General features: G+C 65.2%; 17 protein-coding genes. 7 read left to right on the forward strand and 10 right to left on the reverse strand.

Annotated elements, in window-relative coordinates; all coding sequences use genetic code 11:
* Nucleotides 1-31: 31 nt before the first annotated feature.
* The 4 genes from EWH21_RS05440 to EWH21_RS05455 all read right to left on the reverse strand — a co-directional run bounded on the left by EWH21_RS05440 (nucleotide 32) and on the right by EWH21_RS05455 (nucleotide 5,340).
* Nucleotides 32-1,042 (reverse strand): ABC transporter permease subunit, encoded by a 1,011-nt coding sequence (locus EWH21_RS05440; RefSeq protein ID WP_037046393.1) that lies wholly within the window; start codon nucleotides 1,040-1,042, stop codon nucleotides 32-34.
* A gap of 124 nt (nucleotides 1,043-1,166) precedes the next feature.
* Entirely contained in the window at nucleotides 1,167-2,765 is a 1,599-nt protein-coding gene (locus tag EWH21_RS05445; protein WP_277699994.1) for an ABC transporter substrate-binding protein, read from the reverse strand.
* Between the two features lie 41 nt (nucleotides 2,766-2,806).
* On the reverse strand, nucleotides 2,807-4,405 hold the full coding sequence (locus EWH21_RS05450) for an ABC transporter substrate-binding protein (RefSeq protein ID WP_047587324.1): 1,599 nt from the start codon (nucleotides 4,403-4,405) through the stop codon (nucleotides 2,807-2,809).
* Between the two features lie 221 nt (nucleotides 4,406-4,626).
* Complete coding sequence (locus EWH21_RS05455) at nucleotides 4,627-5,340, reverse strand: SIMPL domain-containing protein (RefSeq protein ID WP_152487918.1); 714 nt, start codon at nucleotides 5,338-5,340, stop codon at nucleotides 4,627-4,629.
* Between the two features lie 195 nt (nucleotides 5,341-5,535).
* Between EWH21_RS05455 and EWH21_RS05460 the strand changes: the two genes are divergently transcribed.
* The 3 genes from EWH21_RS05460 to EWH21_RS05470 all read left to right on the forward strand — a co-directional run bounded on the left by EWH21_RS05460 (nucleotide 5,536) and on the right by EWH21_RS05470 (nucleotide 8,433).
* Nucleotides 5,536-6,789 carry an ATP-binding protein gene (locus EWH21_RS05460; RefSeq protein WP_037046403.1) on the forward strand — a complete coding sequence of 418 codons (1,254 nt, stop codon included), beginning with the start codon at nucleotides 5,536-5,538 and terminating at the stop codon, nucleotides 6,787-6,789.
* A gap of 14 nt (nucleotides 6,790-6,803) precedes the next feature.
* Nucleotides 6,804-7,364, forward strand: a complete 561-nt coding sequence (locus EWH21_RS05465; RefSeq protein WP_047587309.1) for a response regulator transcription factor — start codon at nucleotides 6,804-6,806, stop codon at nucleotides 7,362-7,364.
* Between the two features lie 127 nt (nucleotides 7,365-7,491).
* Complete coding sequence (locus EWH21_RS05470; protein ID WP_277699995.1) at nucleotides 7,492-8,433, forward strand: AEC family transporter; 942 nt, start codon at nucleotides 7,492-7,494, stop codon at nucleotides 8,431-8,433.
* A gap of 43 nt (nucleotides 8,434-8,476) precedes the next feature.
* Here the strand turns inward: EWH21_RS05470 and EWH21_RS05475 are convergent, their stop codons facing one another.
* The 6 genes from EWH21_RS05475 to gatC all read right to left on the reverse strand — a co-directional run bounded on the left by EWH21_RS05475 (nucleotide 8,477) and on the right by gatC (nucleotide 13,840).
* The gene (locus tag EWH21_RS05475) at nucleotides 8,477-8,860 is read right to left on the reverse strand and encodes a carboxymuconolactone decarboxylase family protein (RefSeq protein ID WP_037046408.1); all 384 of its coding nucleotides are present in this window, start codon (nucleotides 8,858-8,860) and stop codon (nucleotides 8,477-8,479) included.
* A 2-nt stretch (nucleotides 8,861-8,862) separates the two neighbouring features.
* Entirely contained in the window at nucleotides 8,863-9,957 is a 1,095-nt protein-coding gene (locus EWH21_RS05480; RefSeq protein WP_037046411.1) for a calcium/sodium antiporter, read from the reverse strand.
* A 90-nt stretch (nucleotides 9,958-10,047) separates the two neighbouring features.
* A complete protein-coding gene (locus tag EWH21_RS05485; protein ID WP_277699996.1) occupies nucleotides 10,048-10,467 on the reverse strand; it encodes a septal ring lytic transglycosylase RlpA family protein in 420 nt (139 codons plus the stop codon).
* Between the two features lie 61 nt (nucleotides 10,468-10,528).
* The gene (gene gatB, locus EWH21_RS05490; protein ID WP_277699997.1) at nucleotides 10,529-11,977 is read right to left on the reverse strand and encodes an Asp-tRNA(Asn)/Glu-tRNA(Gln) amidotransferase subunit GatB; all 1,449 of its coding nucleotides are present in this window, start codon (nucleotides 11,975-11,977) and stop codon (nucleotides 10,529-10,531) included.
* A 110-nt stretch (nucleotides 11,978-12,087) separates the two neighbouring features.
* The gene (gene gatA, locus EWH21_RS05495) at nucleotides 12,088-13,539 is read right to left on the reverse strand and encodes an Asp-tRNA(Asn)/Glu-tRNA(Gln) amidotransferase subunit GatA (RefSeq protein ID WP_277699998.1); all 1,452 of its coding nucleotides are present in this window, start codon (nucleotides 13,537-13,539) and stop codon (nucleotides 12,088-12,090) included.
* A gap of 13 nt (nucleotides 13,540-13,552) precedes the next feature.
* The gene (gene gatC / locus EWH21_RS05500; RefSeq protein ID WP_037046429.1) at nucleotides 13,553-13,840 is read right to left on the reverse strand and encodes an Asp-tRNA(Asn)/Glu-tRNA(Gln) amidotransferase subunit GatC; all 288 of its coding nucleotides are present in this window, start codon (nucleotides 13,838-13,840) and stop codon (nucleotides 13,553-13,555) included.
* A 236-nt stretch (nucleotides 13,841-14,076) separates the two neighbouring features.
* On the opposite strand from gatC, the gene mreB reads away from it, so the two are divergent.
* The 4 genes from mreB (at nucleotide 14,077) to EWH21_RS05520 (ending at nucleotide 17,369) form a co-directional block, all read left to right on the forward strand.
* The gene (gene mreB, locus EWH21_RS05505; protein ID WP_013714086.1) at nucleotides 14,077-15,114 is read left to right on the forward strand and encodes a rod shape-determining protein MreB; all 1,038 of its coding nucleotides are present in this window, start codon (nucleotides 14,077-14,079) and stop codon (nucleotides 15,112-15,114) included.
* Between the two features lie 152 nt (nucleotides 15,115-15,266).
* On the forward strand, nucleotides 15,267-16,229 hold the full coding sequence (mreC, locus tag EWH21_RS05510; RefSeq protein ID WP_167519240.1) for a rod shape-determining protein MreC: 963 nt from the start codon (nucleotides 15,267-15,269) through the stop codon (nucleotides 16,227-16,229).
* Nucleotides 16,229-16,717 carry a rod shape-determining protein MreD gene (gene mreD, locus EWH21_RS05515; RefSeq protein WP_037046434.1) on the forward strand — a complete coding sequence of 163 codons (489 nt, stop codon included), beginning with the start codon at nucleotides 16,229-16,231 and terminating at the stop codon, nucleotides 16,715-16,717. Before mreC ends, mreD begins: the two co-directional genes overlap by 1 nt.
* Nucleotides 16,718-16,766: 49 nt before the next feature.
* Nucleotides 16,767-17,369 (forward strand): Maf family protein, encoded by a 603-nt coding sequence (locus EWH21_RS05520; protein WP_277699999.1) that lies wholly within the window; start codon nucleotides 16,767-16,769, stop codon nucleotides 17,367-17,369.
* Nucleotides 17,370-17,451 lie beyond the last annotated feature (82 nt).

A 17,451-nucleotide genomic window follows, 5' to 3' on the forward strand; every position in this document is an offset into this window, starting at 1 on the left:
GTAATCGTCATGTTCGTGCATGGCGCCTTCCTTACTGCTGATGGCGGATGCGTGGATTGGCCAGGCCATAGAGGACATCCACGATGAAGTTGACCAGGATCACCAGGCAGGCGATCAGCAGAATGCCGTTCTGCACCACCGGGTAGTCGCGGGCGCCGATGGCTTCGATCAGCCATTTGCCGATGCCCGGCCAGGAGAAGATGGTTTCGGTGAGCACGGCGCCGGCCAGCAGGGTGCCGATCTGCAGGCCGAACACGGTGAGCACCGGGATCAGCGCATTGCGCAGACCGTGGACGAACACCACCCGTGCCGGGGAGAGGCCCTTGGCCCGCGCGGTACGGATGTAGTCCTCGCGCAGTACTTCGAGCATGGCCGAGCGGGTCATGCGGGCGATCACCGCCAGCGGGATGGTGCCGAGCACGATGGCGGGCAGGATCAGGTGATGCAGGGCATCGAGGAAGGCACCTTGTTCATCGGAGAGCAGGGTGTCGATCAGCATGAAGCCGGTGACCGGGGGAATGTCGTAGAGCAGGTCGATGCGTCCGGACACGGGGGTCCAGCCCAGGCCGACGGAGAAGAACATGATCAGCAGCAGGCCCCACCAGAAGATCGGCATGGAGTAGCCGGTCAGCGAGATGCCCATCACTCCGTGGTCGAACAGCGAGCCGCGTTTCAGCGCGGCGACCACTCCCGCGACGAGGCCCAGCGTGCCGGCGAACAGCAGCGCCGCCAGTGCCAGTTCGACCGTGGCGGGGAACAGGGTGAGGAACTCGCGCCAGACGCTTTCGCGCGAGCGCAGCGATTCCCCCAGGTTGCCCTGGGCGAGCTGGCCGATGTAGTCGAGGTACTGGGCATAGAGCGGCTTGTTCAGCCCCAGGCGCTCCATGGCCTGGGCGTGCATTTCCGGGTCGACGCGGCGTTCGCCCATCATCACTTCCACCGGGTCGCCGGGGATCAGGCGGATCAATGCGAAGGTCAGCAGGGTGACGCCGAAGAAGGTGGGGATCAGCAGCCCCAGGCGTCTGGCGATGAATGAAAACATCAGGCGGTTCTACTCCATGTCTGGAAGCGGGCGGCGGACTGCGTGGTCCGCCGCTGTTCTGGGATATGCGTGGCCCGGAGGCCTTCCGGGGCCATCGCGGGTTGGCGGGCTGTGCGGCGAGGGTTCATGGCAGCTTCACCCGGGCAAAGTTGTTCGAGCCCATGGGGCTGAGCACGAAACCCTCGACCCCCTTGCGCAGCGCGGCGAACTGCTTCGGGTGGGCCAGGGCGATCCATGGCGCCTCCTCGTGGAAGATCGCCAGGGCCTGGCGGTATAGCGCCGCACGTTTTTGCTGCTGCGGCTCGCGGCGGGCCTGGGTGATCAGCGCATCGAAGGCCTCGTTGCACCAGCCGGCCTGGTTCTCGCCGCTTTCGGCGGCTGCGCAGGACAGGTTGGGCGTGAGGAAGTTGTCCGGGTCGCCGTTGTCGCCGGCCCAGCCCATGAACACCAGATCGTGCTCGCCATTCTTGGCGCGCTTGATCAGCTCGCCCCACTCGAACACGCGAATGTCGCTGGCGATGCCCAGCCTGGCCAGATCGGCCTGCAGCATCTGCGCGCCGATACCGGGGTTGGGATTGGTCGGGCCGCCGCCGGGGCGCGTCCAGATCGACAGCTTGAAGCCGCTCTTGCGTCCGGTTTCGCCCAGCAGCTGGCGGGCGCGCTCGACGTCGTGCGGCCAGTCCTGCAACTCTTCGTCGTAGCCCCACAGTGTCGCCGGGTAGGGGGCAACGGCAGGGCTCGCATTGCCTTCGCCATACTGCGCGCGAATGTAGGCGGCCTTGTCGAACGCCAGGTTCAGCGCCTGGCGCACGCGCACGTCATCCAGCGGCGGGTGGCGGGTGTTGATGCCGATATAGGCGGTGAGCAGCGAGTCCAGTTCCAGCACCTGCAGCCGAGCATCGGCCTTGAGCGCGGGGATATCCACTGGACGCGGATACAGGGCGATCTGGCAGTCGCCGGCCTTGAGCCGTTGCTGGCGGACGTTGGGCTCGGTGGTGATGGCCAGCAGCAGGCGGTCGATGGCAGGGGCACCATCCCAGTAGTCGGGGTTGGCGCGAAAGCGCACCTGGGCATCCTTGGCATAGCGTTCGAAGATGAACGGGCCGGTGCCGATGGGCTGGCTGTTGAGGCGCTCGGGTGCATGCTCGGCGAGCAGCTGGTCGGCGTACTCGGCCGAATAGATGGAGGCGAAGCCCATGGCCAGGTTGGCCAGGAATGGCGCTTCCGGGTGCCTGAGCACGAAGCGCACGCGATAGTCGTCGAGCTTTTCCACACGCTCGATCAGTTGCCGCAGGCCCATGGCTTCGGCGTAGGGAAAGCCGCGCAGCGACAGCTTGTGCCAGGGGTGATCCGGGTCGAGCTGGCGCTGGAAGCTCCACAACACATCGTCGGCGTTGAAGGGGCGAGTCGGGGTGAACGCCGGGTTGCTGTGGAATTTCACCCCCTGGCGCAGGTTGAAGGTGTAGCTCAGACCGTCGTCGCTGATGCTCCAGCTCTGCGCCAGCGCGGGAATGATCTCGGTGCTGCCGGGAGCGAAGGCCACCAGACGCTCGAACAGGGTCTCTGCGCTGGCGTCGGCGGTGGTCGCCGCGGTGTACTGGACGATATCGAAACCTTCCGGGCTCGCTTCGGTGCACACCACCAGGCTGTCAGCCGCCTGGACGTGTGCGCCCAGCAGGGCGGCCAACAGCAGGCCGCCACGTAGCAAGGACGTGGATGACATGAATAACTCCTTGAACGGCGCCCTTGCGGGCGCCGCATGCATCACTTGTCGATGCTTACACCATAGAAGGAGTTGAGCGCGAACGGACTGATGCGGAAGTCGTGCACTTCCTTGCGCATCGGCTGGTACACGGTGGAGTGCGCCAGCGGGGTGATCGGCACTTCGCGTTTGAGGATCACCTGGGCCTGCTTGTACAGCTCGGTGCGCTCGGCCACATCGGTGGTGCGCTTGGCTGCCTTGACCAGCTTGTCGTAGTCCTCGAAGCACCACTTGGAGAAGTTGTTGCCGTCGACCGCATCGCAGCCATAGAGGGTGCCCAGCCAGTTGTCCGGGTCGCCGTTGTCGCCGCTCCAGCCGATCAGCATGGCGTCATGTTCGCCGCCCTTGGCACGCTTGAGGTACTCACCCCACTCGTAGCTGACGATGCGCGCCTTGATGCCGATCTTGGCCCAGTCGGCCTGCAGCATCTCGGCGATCTGCTTGGCATTGGGGTTGTACGGGCGCTGCACCGGCATGGCCCACAGGGTGATCTCGGTGCCTTCCTTGACGCCCGCGGCCTTGAGCAGCGCCTTGGCTTTCTCGGGGTCGAAGGCCGGGTCCTTGATGTCCTCGTTATACGACCACTGGGTCGGCGGCATGCCATTGACGGCCAGCTGTCCGGCCTTCTGGTAGACGGCGTCGAGGATCGCCTGCTTGTTCACCGCCATGTCCAGCGCCTGGCGTACTTCCAGCTTGTCGAACGGCGGGTGGGTGACGTTGTAGGCGATATAGCCGACGTTGAAGCCCGCCTGCTCGGGCATCTGCAGGTTGGGGTCCTTCTGCAGCGACTCGATGTCCGCCGGACGCGGGAACAGGGTGACGTGGCATTCGCCGGCCTTGAGCTTCTGCATGCGCACCGAGGAGTCGGTGTTGATGGCGAAGATCAGGTTGTCGATCTTCACGTCGTCGGGCTTCCAGTAGTCCTTGTTGCCCTTGTAGCGGATCACCGCGTCCTTCTGGTAGCGGCTGAACACGAAGGGGCCGGTGCCGATCGGCTTCTGGTTGATGTCGGAGGCCTTGCCGGCCTTGAGCAGCTGGTCGGCGTATTCGGCGGACTGGATCGAGGCGAAGCTCATCGCCAGGTTCTGCACGAACGCGGCGTCGACCTGGTTGAGGGTGAAGCGCACCGTCATGTCATCGATCTTCTCCAGCTTGGCGATGTTGCTGTCCATGCCCATGTCGGTGAAGTAGGGAAACTCGGTGGGGTACGCCTTGCGGAAGGGGTGGTCCTTGTCGAGCATGCGTTCGAAGGTGAACAGCACGTCGTTGGCGTTGAACTCACGGCTGGGCTTGAAGTAGTCGGTGGTGTGGAACTTCACCCCGGGACGCAGCTTGAAGGTGTAGACCAGGCCGTCGTCGGAGACCGTCCAGCTCTCGGCCAGGCCGGGCTCGACCTTGGTGCCGCCACGCTCGAACTGGGTCAGACGGTTGAAGATGGTTTCCGCAGCGGCATCGAAGTCGGTGCCGGTGGTGTACAGGCCCGGGTCGAATCCGGCGGGGCTGCCTTCGGAACAGAAAACCAGGTTGGCGGCGCTGGCGAGGGGGGCGCTGGCGATCAGCCCAGCGGTAAGCAAAGCCTGGATAACGGCGTTCTTGCGCATCATGACCTCATCGTTGTTTTGCTTGTTTTTGAGGAGCCCCTTGTGGGGGCCTCCTGGCAAGCTATGCAGGGCGTGTGCCTGAGGCAAGTGCGCAAGTGGCGTAAAAAGGGTTAGCGCTACACGGGTGTAACTCGCTGTCGCATTTATGAACTTTTGTCGGGAAGAGATAGCAAAACGCCGTTATCTTTCGACAACGACGCTGCTTTGTCGCGGGGCGCGGGTCAGGGCATCTGCACTTCGATGACGCCATCGGCGCTCACGGTCACCTGGCTGGTGCCGGCTTCTATCTGCGGAGTGGGGGCGGAATCCATCATCGCCATGCTCTTCGCCTCGAAGCCGCGCATGGCCATCGGCGGCTGGAAACCACCGGTGTTCAGGCTCAGGCTGACCAGCTTGTAGCCCTTGCCGCCGAGTGCCTGGGTGGCCAGCTGGGCGCGGGCCTTGAAGGCATCCACGGCGTCCTTGAGCATGGCGTCCTCGCGTGTCTTGCGGGTATCGGTGGCGATGCTGAAGTCCATGCCGCCCATCTTCATCGACTGCAGCAGCTCGCCGGTCAGCGAGGACAGGCGGGCGAAGTCGGCGCTCTCCATGCGCACTTCGGCGCGCTCGCGCCAGGCGGTGATCTTCTGGCCCTTGTCGTCATAGACCGGGTAGCTGTGGCGGCTGCCCAGCTTGACCGAGACGCCTTTGACCTGACGCACCTGCTCCAGGGTCTTGTTCAGGGTGTTGGTGATCTCCGCCGCCAGTTTGGCCGGGTCGGCATTCTGCGACTCGGTGTACAGGGTGACGTGCATCAGGTCATGAGCGACTTCCTGGTTCACCTCGGCACGCAGGGCAATCTGGTTGTAGCGCGCTTCGTCGGCCAGCAGGCCGCTGCTGGCCAGGCCGGCGATGGTCAGGGCGATGGCGGAGGCGATACGGGGCATGGTGAGCATGTGCAGTTCCTTTTTCAGTGGCCTTGATGGCCGTTTCCCGAGGTTAGACGAAGACAGATGACCATTCGGGTTAAACCCGGTTCAGGTTTTTTTTTCAGGCCGCACAGCCGCGCCGAACAGGCGTGCGTCCGGTTGCCGCAGCGGCGGAAGGCCGCGCCAGGCTTGGTTATACTCGCCCCATTGACTGGAGTCGCCATGCTCGAACCCGTGCAGTTGTTGTCCGCCAGCCGCCAGAATCTCTGGCGCCTGACCCTCATTCGTATTCTCGTGCTCGCCGCTCAGGCCGGTTCCGTCGGGCTCGCGTACAAGTCGGGCGTGCTGGCGCTGCCCTGGTGCGAATTGTCGATCACCCTCGGCATTTCCCTGCTGCTCTGCGTGGGCACGGCATTACGCCTGCGCGGCCCCTGGCCGGTCACCGAGGTCGAGTACGCCGTGCAGCTCGGCTGCGACCTGATCATCCACAGCGTGCTGCTGTATTACTCGGGTGGTTCGACCAACCCCTTCGTCTCCTATTACCTGGTGCCGCTGACCATCGCTGCGGCCACCTTGCCCTGGCTGTTCACCATCGTGCTGGCAGGGATGGCGCTGGCGGGCTACACCCTGTTGCTGGTGTGGACGCACCCGCTGGAACTGCCGGCTGCGCGCGAGAGCCTGCTGGTCTACGGCATGTGGCTGAGCTTCGCCCTGGCTGCCGCGCTGATCACCTTCTTCGTCGCCAAGATGGCCGAGGAACTGCGGCGCCAGGACGAGCTGCGTGCCGAGCGCCGTGAGGAGAGCCTGCGCGACCAGCAGCTGCTGGCTGTGGCCACCCAGGCTGCGGGCGCCGCCCATGAACTGGGTACGCCGCTGGCCACCATGAGCGTGCTGCTCAAGGAGCTGCGCCAGGAACACCGCGACAAGCCCGCCCTGCAGGACGACCTGGCCCTGCTGCAGGAGCAGGTCAAGCTGTGCAAGTACACCCTGCAGCAACTGGTGCGGGCGGCCGAGAACGACCGGCGCCAGGCGGTGGTGGAGCAGTCCTGCGTGGAGTGGCTGGAAACCACCCTCAATCGCTGGCACCTGATGCGCCCCGAGGCCAGCTACCGCTACCAGTGCCTGGGGCGTGGCACGGCGCCGCGCATCATGCCGCCGGCCGACCTTACCCAGGCGCTGCTCAACCTGCTGAACAACGCCGCCGATGCCTGCCCGGACAAGCTCGATATCCGTCTGGACTGGGATCACCAGTGGTTGCGCCTGAGCATCCGCGACCATGGCGCCGGCGTCCCGCTGGCCATTGCCGAACAGCTGGGGCGGCCGTTCTTCACCACCAAGGGCAAGGGTTTCGGGCTCGGTCTGTTCCTCAGCCAGGCCAGCGTGACCCGTGCCGGTGGTACGGTTAAGTTGTATAACCATGAGGATGGCGGCACCCTCACCGAATTGAAGTTGCCGCGAGCCTATGGCGTGGCCTGACAAGGAAAACCTGCATGAGCGAAGAATCCCTGTTCGAAGGTGAAGAGCAGCCCCATCTGCTGCTGGTCGACGACGACCCGACGTTCACCCGTGTGATGGCGCGCGCGATGAGCCGCCGAGGCCTGCGTGTGTCCACCGCGTCCAGCGCCGAGGAAGGCCTGGCGATGGCCAAGGAAGACCTGCCCGACTACGCGGTGGTCGACCTGAAGATGGAAGGCGATTCCGGCCTGGTCCTGCTGCCCAAGCTGCTGGAGCTGGATGCCGAGATGCGCGTGGTGCTGCTCACCGGTTACTCCAGCATCGCCACCGCCGTCGAGGCGATCAAGCGTGGCGCCGCCAACTACCTGTGCAAACCGGCCGATGCCGACGACGTGCTGACCGCCCTGCTCTCCGAGCATGCCGACCTGGACAGCCTGGTGCCGGAAAACCCGATGTCGGTCGACCGCCTGCAGTGGGAGCACATCCAGCGTGTGCTGGCCGAGCATGAGGGCAACATCTCCGCCACGGCCCGCGCGCTGGGCATGCACCGTCGTACCTTGCAGCGCAAGTTGCAGAAGCGCCCGGTACGCCGCTGAGGCCATTGGCCCGGAACGGTTCCGGGCCTCGCTTCATGGCCGCCGCAGGTGGCCACCCGATTTACCGGTAGCAGCATAAACATTAGCCGGCTAACATGCGTTGTCGTACAACTGCATCGGTGCCTTCATGCTCGCCGTCGCTGCACAAACCCTCGCTGTCACCGCCCCGGTGTTCGCCATGCTGTTTCTCGGTGTGGCGCTCAAGCGCGTGCGCTGGATCGACGGCGCCTTCATCGATACCGCCTCGAGCCTGGTGTTTCGCGGCACCATGCCGACCCTGCTGTTTCTCGGGGTGATCAAGGCCGATCTGGATGCGGCGATGCAGCCGGGGCTGCTGACCTACTACGTGCTGGCCACGGTGGCCAGCTTCTTCCTGGCCTGGGGCTGGGCCGTCTGGCGCGTGCCGTTCGTGGACCGTGGCGTCTACACCCAGGGTGCCTTTCGCGGTAACAACGGTATCGTCGGGCTGGCGCTGGCCACCAGCATGTATGGCGATTACGGGCTGTCCCTCGGTTCGGTGCTCGCCGCGCTGGTGATCCTCTGCTACAACGCGCTCTCGGCCGTCGTGCTGGCCATCTACAGCCCGGGGGCGAAAACCGGCATGCGGGCCATCGCCCGCAGCATCGTCAGCAACCCGATGATCATCGGCGTACTGCTGGCCGTGCCTTTCGCCTACTGGAAGATCGCCCTGCCGCAGTGGCTGCTCACCTCGGCGGAGTATTTCGCGCAGATGACGCTGCCGCTGGCGCTGATCTGCATCGGTGGCACGCTGAGCCTGGCCTCGCTGCAGCGCAGCAGCGGCACGGCCATCGGTTCGAGCCTGATGAAGATGGTCTGGCTGCCATTGTTGAGCACCGCCGGCGCCTGGCTGCTGGGTTTTCGCGATGCGGACCTGGCGATTCTCTTTCTCTACTTCGCCAGCCCGACGGCTGCGGCCAGTTTCGTCATGGCCCGGGCCGTCGGTGCCAACCATGAACTGGCAGCGGCGATCATCGTCATCACCACCCTGGCGGCGGTGCTGACCACCAACTTCGGTCTGCTGCTGTTGCAGTGGGGGGGCTGGGTCTAGCCGGTCGTGGCCGGCGCTCGATGGAGTACCGGCAAGGCGGCTCCTACGAGGCGTTGCGCTGGTAGTCGTCGATCACTTCCTGGGCTGCGCGGAAGGCATCGATGCTCGCCGGCACGCCGGCATAGACCGCACAGTGCAGCAGGGTTTCGCGGATTTCCTCGACGGTGCAGCCGTTGTTCAGCGCGCCGCGCACGTGCCCCTTGAGCTCCTGCGGGCACTTCAGTGCGGTCAGCGCGGCCAGGGTGATCAGGCTGCGGGTCGCGCGTGGCAGGCCGCTGCGCGTCCACACGCCGCCCCAGGCGTGTTCGTTGACGAAGTCCTGCAGGGGTTGGCTGAACTCGGTGGCATTGCCCAGGGCGCGCTCGACGAACGCCTCGCCCATGACTTCGCGGCGTACCTGCAGGCCGCGCTCGTGGTTCTCGCTCATGTTCAGATCTCCTGGCCGCGTTGCTTGTGCCAGGCACGCCCGGCGATGATCACCAGGGTAATGGCGGTCAGTGGCAGCGCATAGCCGATCATTGCGTCACCGAAACTCTGGGCGAATGGCCGGCCGGTGGCGAACAGCACCACATAGAGGGTGTAGGCCACGTAGTAGGCGACGAACAGCAAGCCTTCCCAGCGGTTGATGCGATAGCCGCTGAAGAAGATCGGCAGGCAGGCGAAGGCCACGGCGATCATCACCGGGAAGTCGAAGGCCAGCGCGTTGGCGGCCACCGGGATGGCGTTCGGCGAGACCAGCGAGGCGAGGCCCAGGACGCACAGCAGGTTGAAGATGTTGCTGCCGACGATGTTGCCGACGGCGATGTCGCGCTCACCCTTGAAGGCGGCGATGATCGAGGTGGCCAGTTCCGGCAGCGAGGTGCCGATGGCGATCACGGTCAGACCGATCACCAGCTCCGACAGGCCCAGGGCGCGGGCCAGTTGTACGGCACCGTCGACCAGCAGGTTGGAGCCGCCCACCAGCAGCGCCAGGCCGGCGAGCAGCAGGCCGAGGTTGACGGCCCAGGCGTAGGGCTTGGCCGGCTCGTCGAGGCCGAATTCCTTGGCGAACTCATCGTCTTCGCCGCCCTTGTCCTTGCGGCTGCTGTAGATCAGGAAGACGGTGTAGGTGATCACGCCCGCGAACAGCAGGGCGCCATCGAGACGGCTCAGCTGGCCGTCCCAGGCAAGTGCGTAGACCACCAGGCTGGCGCCGATCATGATCGGCACGTCCAGGCGGATCAGCTGGCGCGAAACGATCAGCGGGGCCACCAGTGCGGTGACGCCGAGGATCAGCAGGACGTTGGCGATGTTGCTGCCGATCACGTTGCCGATTGCCAGGTCGCCACTGCCGTTGAAGGCCGATTGCACGCTGACCGCCGTCTCCGGGGCGCTGGTGCCGAAGGCCACCACGGTCAGGCCGATCACCAGCGGGGGAATGCCGAACTGCGCGGCCAGTTTGGCGGCGCCGCGTACCAGCACTTCTGCGCCGGCGACCAGCAACACCAGGCCGGCGATCAGGTAGACGAAAGTCATCAGGGTCATTACAGAGAGGCTCCGAAAAAGTGCGGCTAGTGTAGCGATGGCGTCCGTGGCCGCCAGAGATTACGCAAGGTATTTGTTGCCAATTGTTCGTCAGTCCAGCGCTTGAACCCGAACCGGCACCACGCCTGCACGCAGCATGTCCAGGCGCTCGGCGGCGGCGCGGGAGAGGTCGATGATGCGCCCGCGCACGAACGGGCCGCGGTCGTTGATGCGCACCACCACGCTGCGCTCGTTGTTCAGGTTGGTGACGCGTACCCGTGTGCCGAAGGGCAGGGTGCGATGCGCGGCGGTCAGGGCGTGCTGGTCGAAGCGCTCGCCACTGGCGGTGCGCTTGCCATGGTGCGCCTGGCCATAATAGGAGGCCTTGCCGGTTTCGCTGCCGCCGCTACCGCCGAAGGTGGAGCAGCCGCCGAGCAGGACCAGCGCGCCGAGCAAGGCGCAGGTCTGTAGCCCGGATGCAATCCTAGACGTTGCGGGCTCCCGGATTGCATCCGGGCTACGGGTCATCATCGCGGTATCTCCAGATAGAAAGACGCCGGGCAAGCCCGGCGTCGTTTCGGTGGGTCGAGGCTCAACCTTCGAGCTTTTTCTTCAGCAGTTCGTTCACCTGCCCCGGGTTGGCCTTGCCTTTCGAGGCCTTCATGGCCTGGCCGACGAAGAAGCCGAACATCTTGCCGCGTTTGGCTTCGTCCGCTGCGCGGTACTGCTCGAGCTGCTCGGCGTTGGCCGCCAGCACTTCGTCGAGCATCGCCTCGATGGCGCCGGAGTCGGTGACCTGCTTGAGGCCCTTCTTCTCGATCACCTCGTCGGCGCTGGCACCTTCACCGGCGGCCAGGGCTTCGAAGACCATCTTGGCGATCTTGCCGCTGATGGTGTTGTCCTTGATGCGCAGGATCATGCCGCCCAGTTGCTCGGCGGACACCGGCGACTGCTCGATCTCCAGGCCTTCCTTGTTCAGCAGGCTGGACAGCTCGCCCATCACCCAGTTGGCCGACAGCTTGGCATCGGAGCAGGTCTTCTCGACCGCTTCGAAGTAGTCGGCCAGCTCGCGGCTGGCGCTCAGCACGCTGGCGTCGTAGGCGGACAGAGCGAACTGGCTCTCGAAGCGCTCGCGCTTCTGCACCGGCAGTTCCGGCAGCTGGCTGCGCAGGTCGTCGAGGAAGCTGCGCTCGATGACCACCGGCAGCAGGTCGGGGCAGGGGAAGTAACGGTAGTCGTTGGCTTCTTCCTTGCCGCGCATGGAGCGCGTCTCGTCCTTGTTCGGGTCGTACAGGCGGGTTTCCTGTACCACCTTGCCACCGTCCTCGATCAGCTCGATCTGCCGCTGAATCTCGTGGTTGATGGCCTTCTCGATGAAGCGGAAGGAGTTGACGTTCTTGATCTCGGCGCGGGTGCCGAAGGCTTCCTGGCCTTTCGGGCGGACCGACACGTTGCAGTCGCAACGCAGCGAGCCTTCGGCCATGTTGCCGTCGCAGATGCCGAGGTAGCGCACCAGGGCGTGAATCGACTTCACATAGGCGACTGCTTCCTTGGCCGAACGGATGTCCGGCTCGGAGACGATCTCCAGCAGCGGCGTACCGGCACGGTTGAGGTCGATGCCGCTCATGCCGTGGAAGTCTTCGTGCAGGCTCTTGCCGGCGTCTTCTTCCAGGTGCGCGCGGGTGATGCCGATGCGCTTGACGGTGCCGTCTTCGAGGGTGATGTCCAGGTGGCCCTTGCCGACGATGGGGTGATCCATCTGGCTGGTCTGGTAGCCCTTGGGCAGGTCCGGGTAGAAGTAGTTCTTGCGCGCGAAGACGTTACGCTCGCCGATCTCGGCGTCGATCGCCAGGCCGAACATGCAGGCCATGCGCACGGCTTCGGCATTGAGCACCGGCAGGGTGCCGGGCATGCCGAGGTCGACCAGGCTGGCCTGGGTGTTGGGCTCGGCGCCGAAAGTGGTGGCGCTGGCCGAGAAGATCTTCGATTGGGTGCTGAGCTGAGCGTGAATCTCCAGCCCGATCACTGTTTCCCATTGCATCTTTAGTGTTCCTCAATCCTGTGTGGCGTCATCCATCCCTCTCCCGGCGCTGCGCGCCACCCTCTCCCATGAATGGGAGAGGGGAAAAGGCTGCATGGCTGCGCCATGGCCTAGAAGCCGCTCGGAGCCTGTTGATGCCAGTCAGTCACCTGCTGGTACTGATGCGCGATGTTGAGCAGGCGACCTTCCTGGAAGTAGTTGCCGAGCAGCTGTACGCCCACCGGCAGGCCATCGACGAAGCCGGCTGGCATCGACAGGCCGGGGATGCCGGCGAGGTTGGCGGTGATGGTGTAGATGTCCTCGAGGTAGGCCGACACCGGGTCGCCACCTTTTTCGCCGAGTTTCCATGCCAGGTTCGGCGTGGTCGGGCCGAGGATCACGTCGACGTCATTGAAGGCAGCGACGAAGTCGTTCTTGATCAGGCGGCGGATCTGCTGCGCCTTGATGTAGTAGGCGTCGTAGTAGCCGGCCGACAGGGCGTAGGTGCCGACCATGATGCGGCGTTTCACTTCCGCACCGAAGCCTTCACCACGCGAACGCTTGTACAGGTCTTCGAGGTTGACCGGATTCTCGCACCGGTAGCCGAAGCGCACGCCGTCGAAGCGCGACAGGTTGGAGCTGGCTTCCGCCGGGGCGATCACGTAGTAGGCCGGGATCGCATGCTGCAGGTTGGGCAGGCTGATGTCCTTGACGGTGGCGCCGAGCTTTTTCAGCTCTTCGACCACGGCCAGCACCTTCTCGCCGATACGGGCGTCGAGGCCGGCGCCGAAGTATTCCTTCGGCAGGCCGATGCGCAGGCCGGCCAGCGGCTGGGCGAGGGCGGCCAGGTAGTCGTCCACCGGCTGCTCGACCGAGGTGGAGTCCTTGGCATCGAAGCCGGCCATGGCGCCGAGCAGCAGCGCGCAGTCTTCTGCGGTGCGGGCCAGCGGGCCGCCCTGGTCGAGGCTGGAGGCGTAGGCGATCATGCCCCAGCGCGAGACGCGGCCGTAGGTCGGCTTGATCCCGGTGAGGTTGGTCAGCGCTGCTGGCTGGCGGATCGAGCCGCCAGTGTCGGTGCCGGTGGCGGCCGGCAGCAGGCGCGCGGCCACTGCTGCAGCCGAACCGCCCGAGGAACCGCCCGGTACACGGCTGGTGTCCCAGGGGTTCTTCACCGCGCCGTAGTGGCTGGATTCGTTGGCCGAACCCATGGCGAATTCGTCCATGTTCAGCTTGCCGAGGGTCACAGTGCCGGCGGCGGCCAGTTTCTCGACCACGGTGGCGTTGTACGGCGCCTTGAAGCCGGTGAGGATCTTCGAGGCACAGGTGGTCAGCACGCCTTCGGTGCAGAACAGGTCCTTGTGCGCGATCGGCGCACCGAGCAGGGCGCCGTTCTCGCCAGCGGCACGGCGGGCGTCGGCGGCCTGGGCCTGGGCGACCGCCTGTTCGGGCGTGACGGTGATGAAGCTGTTGAGCTGCGGATCGAGCTGCTCGATGCGCGCCAGCAGGCTGCGGGTCAGTTCTTCGGCGGAGAATTGCTTGGCCTCGAGGCCCTTGGCGATCTCGGCCAGGGTCAGTTGATGCATGTCAGCCCTTTCCTTATTCGATGACTTTCGGCACGAGGTACAGGCCGCTTTCCACGGCCGGGGCGATGGCCTGGTAGGCGTCGCGCTGGTTGCCCTCGGTGGCCACGTCGGCGCGCAGGCGCTGGGTGGCTTCCAGCGGGTGGGCCAGGGGTTCGATGCCCTGGGTGTCGACGGCCTGCATCTGGTCGATCAGGCCGAGGATGTTGTTCAGGGTCTCGGTGGTTTGCGGAATATCGCCGTCATTCAGGCCCAGGCGGGCCAGGTGGGCGATTTTTTCCACCTCGGAGCGTTCAAGCGCCATTGGGGGGTCTCCAGTGGAAGTGTGACGGGGCGGGTGTCTGCCAATTGCTGCGCTCGGGCATCCCGCATCGCCTGTAGGGAACGGATGTCGCGAGCCGGCGGTCAAAGGCCGCGATGTGCAGCTACAAGGCCCGGAAAAACAGGCAATCTACCATATTGCCGCCTTGCTCAAAATCCCTGCCGTTGTTAGAGTTTGCCGCACTTTTTTACCCACGCGTTGCCTAGGGTCCCTTCCTAATGTTCAAGAAACTGCGTGGCATGTTTTCCAGTGATCTGTCTATCGACCTGGGAACTGCCAATACCCTTATTTATGTGCGCGAGCGCGGTATTGTCCTGAATGAACCGTCCGTGGTCGCCATCCGCACCCACGGCAACCAGAAGAGTGTCGTGGCCGTCGGCACCGAGGCCAAGCGCATGCTCGGCCGTACGCCTGGCAACATCTCCGCCATCCGGCCGATGAAGGATGGCGTGATTGCCGACTTCAGCGTCTGCGAGAAGATGCTGCAGTACTTCATCAACAAGGTGCACGAGAACAGCTTCCTGCAGCCGTCGCCGCGCGTGCTGATCTGCGTGCCGTGCAAGTCGACCCAGGTCGAGCGCCGTGCCATCCGTGAATCGGCCCTGGGCGCCGGTGCCCGTGAAGTGTTCCTGATCGAAGAGCCGATGGCCGCCGCCATCGGTGCCGGCCTGCCGGTAGAGGAAGCCCGTGGCTCGATGGTCGTAGATATCGGCGGCGGCACCACCGAGATCGCCCTGATCTCCCTCAACGGAGTGGTCTACGCCGAGTCCGTCCGCGTCGGCGGCGACCGCTTCGACGAAGCCATCATCACCTACGTGCGCCGCAACTACGGCTCGCTGATCGGTGAGGGCACCGCCGAGCGCATCAAGCAGGAAATCGGTACCGCCTACCCGGGCGGCGAGATTCGCGAAGTCGACGTTCGCGGTCGTAACCTGGCCGAGGGTGTACCGCGCAGCTTCACCCTGAACTCCAACGAAGTGCTCGAGGCGCTGCAGGAATCCCTGGCGACCATCGTCCAGGCGGTGAAGAGCGCGCTGGAGCAATCGCCGCCCGAGCTGGCCTCGGACATCGCCGAGCGCGGCCTGGTGCTGACCGGTGGTGGCGCACTGCTGCGCGACCTGGACAAGCTGCTGAGCCAGGAAACCGGCCTGCCGGTGATCGTGGCCGAAGACCCGCTGACCTGCGTCGCCCGTGGCGGCGGCAAGGCGCTGGAAATGATGGATCGCCACGCCATGGACCTGCTCTCCACCGAGTAAGCGCTTGCCGTGGGGCTCACTGTCGTGCCGCCTCCGGGCGGCACGCGCATATTCGAGCATTGCAGTACACTCGCCTCAACCTTCGCCAGATCGGTTTGCCCTTCGCATGAATTCGCGCGCTTTCCGCCCTCGTGGCGCACAAGGAGCAGGTCATTAAGCCGCTCTTCGCCAAAGGTCCTTCGCTGGGCATCCGCCTGCTGGTGCTGGCGGTGCTGTCGGCTGCGCTGATGGTGGTGGATGCCCGCTTCGAGGCGCTCAAGCCGGTGCGCAGTCAGATGGGCCTGGTGCTCACGCCGTTCTACTGGCTGGCGGATCTGCCGGTGCGGGCCTGGGATGGCGCGACCCAGCAGATTTCCTCGCGCAGCGAGTTGATGGCCGAGAACGAGAAGCTCAAGGCCGAGGCCCTGCTGCTGCAGCGCCGCCTGCAGAAGCTGGCGGCCCTCACCGAGCAGAACGTGCGCCTGCGCGAATTGCTCAACTCCGCTGCACTGGTGGATGACGAAGTACTGGTCAGCGAGCTGATCGGCGTCGATCCCAACCCCTATACCCACCGCATTCTCATCGACAAGGGCGAGAAGGACGGCGTGTTTCTCGGCCAGCCGGTGCTCGATGCCCGTGGCCTGATGGGCCAGGTGGTCGAGATCATGCCCTACACCTCGCGGGTGCTGCTGCTCACCGACAACACCCACAGCATCCCGGTGCAGGTCAATCGCAACGGCCTGCGCGCCATTGCCGTAGGCACCGGCAACCCCGAACGCCTGGAGCTGCGCCACGTGGCGGATACCGCGGACATCAAGGAAGGCGATCTGCTGGTCAGCTCCGGCATGGGCCAGCGCTTCCCGGCGGGCTATCCGGTGGCCACGGTCAAGGAAGTGATCCATGACTCCGGCCAGCCGTTCGCTATCGTTCGCGCGGTGCCCACTGCGGCGCTCAATCGCAGCCGCTATCTGCTGCTGGTGTTTTCCGACCGGCGTACCCCCGAACAGCGCGCCAACGACTCTGCCGTGGCGCAGGAAGCCGCCGACCGTGAGGCCGAGCAGGCGCGACAGGGCGAGCAGGCACCCGCGGACGGGCAGGCGCCGGCTGCGGACGCTGGTGCAGAGGAGACGAACTGATGGTTGGCGTGCAGCCTCGCAATGGCTGGGTGATCTGGCTCAGCCTCGCGCTGGGTTTGTTACTCAGTGTTTCGCCGTTGCCCGAGTTCATGCAGATCGGCCGCCCGCTGTGGGTCGCGCTGGTGCTGACCTACTGGGTGCTGGCCCTGCCGCACCGTGTCGGCATGACCACCGCCTGGGTTCTGGGCCTGGCGCAGGACGTGCTGTTCGGCACGTTGCTGGGGCAGAACGCGCTGATCCTGACGTTGATCACCTTCCTGGTGCTGAGCCTGCACCAGCGTCTGCGCATGTTCCCCATGTGGCAGCAGAGCATGGTGCTGATGGTGGTGTTCGGTCTGGCCCAGCTGGTTCAGCTGTGGCTCAATGCGCTGACCGGCAGTCGGCCGCCGACCCTGGCCTTCATCCTGCCGGCGCTGGTCAGTGCCCTGCTCTGGCCGTGGATCTGCGCCATCCTGCGTGGTCTGCACCTGCGCCTCAACGTCAACTGAGCGCGGCCCGCCGCACGGCTGGTCGCGGTTCGCCAACGGAGATACCCGCATGGCCGAGCTGTTCCTGGCCTCCGCTTCGCCCCGTCGGCGTGAACTGCTGGCCCAGATCGCTGTGCCATGTGTCACGCAAATCGCCTCGATAGATGAAACCCCGTTGCCAGCCGAGCCTGCTGCAGTCTATGTAGAGCGCCTGGCGCTGGAAAAGGCGCGTGCGGGGCTGCGTGCCCTGGGCGAGCGGGCCGATGCCGTGGTCCTGGGGGCCGATACGGCGGTGGTGCTGGATGGGCGCATTCTCGGCAAGCCGGCCGACTTCGTCGAGTCCCGCGAGATGCTCTTGAGTTTGTCCGGTCGCAGCCATCAGGTCATGACCGCAGTCGCCCTGGTGGGCGCCGGGCGGGAGTCGTCCCGGGTGGTGACCAGCGAGGTGAGTTTCCGCACCCTCGGTGAGGCGGAGATCGAGGCCTACTGGGCCAGTGGCGAGCCCTGCGACAAGGCCGGCAGTTATGGTATCCAGGGGCTGGCGGCGGTGTTCGTCAACCATATGCAGGGCAGTTATTCGGCGGTGGTGGGGCTGCCGCTGTGCGAAACTGCCGAGATGCTTGGCCAGTTCGGTATTGCCTGCTGGCAGTTGCCGGCGCAAGGGGGCGTCTAGAAACGCGGGGCGTTTCCAGCGATTCCCGAAAGCTTGAGTCCGCGGGGCGGCGTTATGGTCCGGCCGGCATGATCACCAGGAT

The sequence above is a fragment of the Pseudomonas sp. REST10 genome (assembly GCF_029542605.1).
GTDB classification, from domain to species: domain Bacteria; phylum Pseudomonadota; class Gammaproteobacteria; order Pseudomonadales; family Pseudomonadaceae; genus Aquipseudomonas; species Aquipseudomonas khazarica.

What these genes read in the sequence shown, in the direction of transcription:
- EWH21_RS05440 (WP_037046393.1), bottom strand. Translation starts at nt 1,042, where the DNA reads ATGTTTTCATTCATCGCCAGACGCCTGGGGCTGCTGATCCCCACCTTC.
- EWH21_RS05445 (WP_277699994.1), bottom strand. Translation starts at nt 2,765, where the DNA reads ATGTCATCCACGTCCTTGCTACGTGGCGGCCTGCTGTTGGCCGCCCTG.
- EWH21_RS05450 (WP_047587324.1), bottom strand. Translation starts at nt 4,405, where the DNA reads ATGCGCAAGAACGCCGTTATCCAGGCTTTGCTTACCGCTGGGCTGATC.
- EWH21_RS05455 (WP_152487918.1), bottom strand. Translation starts at nt 5,340, where the DNA reads ATGCTCACCATGCCCCGTATCGCCTCCGCCATCGCCCTGACCATCGCC.
- EWH21_RS05460 (WP_037046403.1), top strand. Translation starts at nt 5,536, where the DNA reads ATGCTCGAACCCGTGCAGTTGTTGTCCGCCAGCCGCCAGAATCTCTGG.
- EWH21_RS05465 (WP_047587309.1), top strand. Translation starts at nt 6,804, where the DNA reads ATGAGCGAAGAATCCCTGTTCGAAGGTGAAGAGCAGCCCCATCTGCTG.
- EWH21_RS05470 (WP_277699995.1), top strand. Translation starts at nt 7,492, where the DNA reads ATGCTCGCCGTCGCTGCACAAACCCTCGCTGTCACCGCCCCGGTGTTC.
- EWH21_RS05475 (WP_037046408.1), bottom strand. Translation starts at nt 8,860, where the DNA reads ATGAGCGAGAACCACGAGCGCGGCCTGCAGGTACGCCGCGAAGTCATG.
- EWH21_RS05480 (WP_037046411.1), bottom strand. Translation starts at nt 9,957, where the DNA reads ATGACCCTGATGACTTTCGTCTACCTGATCGCCGGCCTGGTGTTGCTG.
- EWH21_RS05485 (WP_277699996.1), bottom strand. Translation starts at nt 10,467, where the DNA reads ATGATGACCCGTAGCCCGGATGCAATCCGGGAGCCCGCAACGTCTAGG.
- gatB (WP_277699997.1), bottom strand. Translation starts at nt 11,977, where the DNA reads ATGCAATGGGAAACAGTGATCGGGCTGGAGATTCACGCTCAGCTCAGC.
- gatA (WP_277699998.1), bottom strand. Translation starts at nt 13,539, where the DNA reads ATGCATCAACTGACCCTGGCCGAGATCGCCAAGGGCCTCGAGGCCAAG.
- gatC (WP_037046429.1), bottom strand. Translation starts at nt 13,840, where the DNA reads ATGGCGCTTGAACGCTCCGAGGTGGAAAAAATCGCCCACCTGGCCCGC.
- mreB (WP_013714086.1), top strand. Translation starts at nt 14,077, where the DNA reads ATGTTCAAGAAACTGCGTGGCATGTTTTCCAGTGATCTGTCTATCGAC.
- mreD (WP_037046434.1), top strand. Translation starts at nt 16,229, where the DNA reads ATGGTTGGCGTGCAGCCTCGCAATGGCTGGGTGATCTGGCTCAGCCTC.
- EWH21_RS05520 (WP_277699999.1), top strand. Translation starts at nt 16,767, where the DNA reads ATGGCCGAGCTGTTCCTGGCCTCCGCTTCGCCCCGTCGGCGTGAACTG.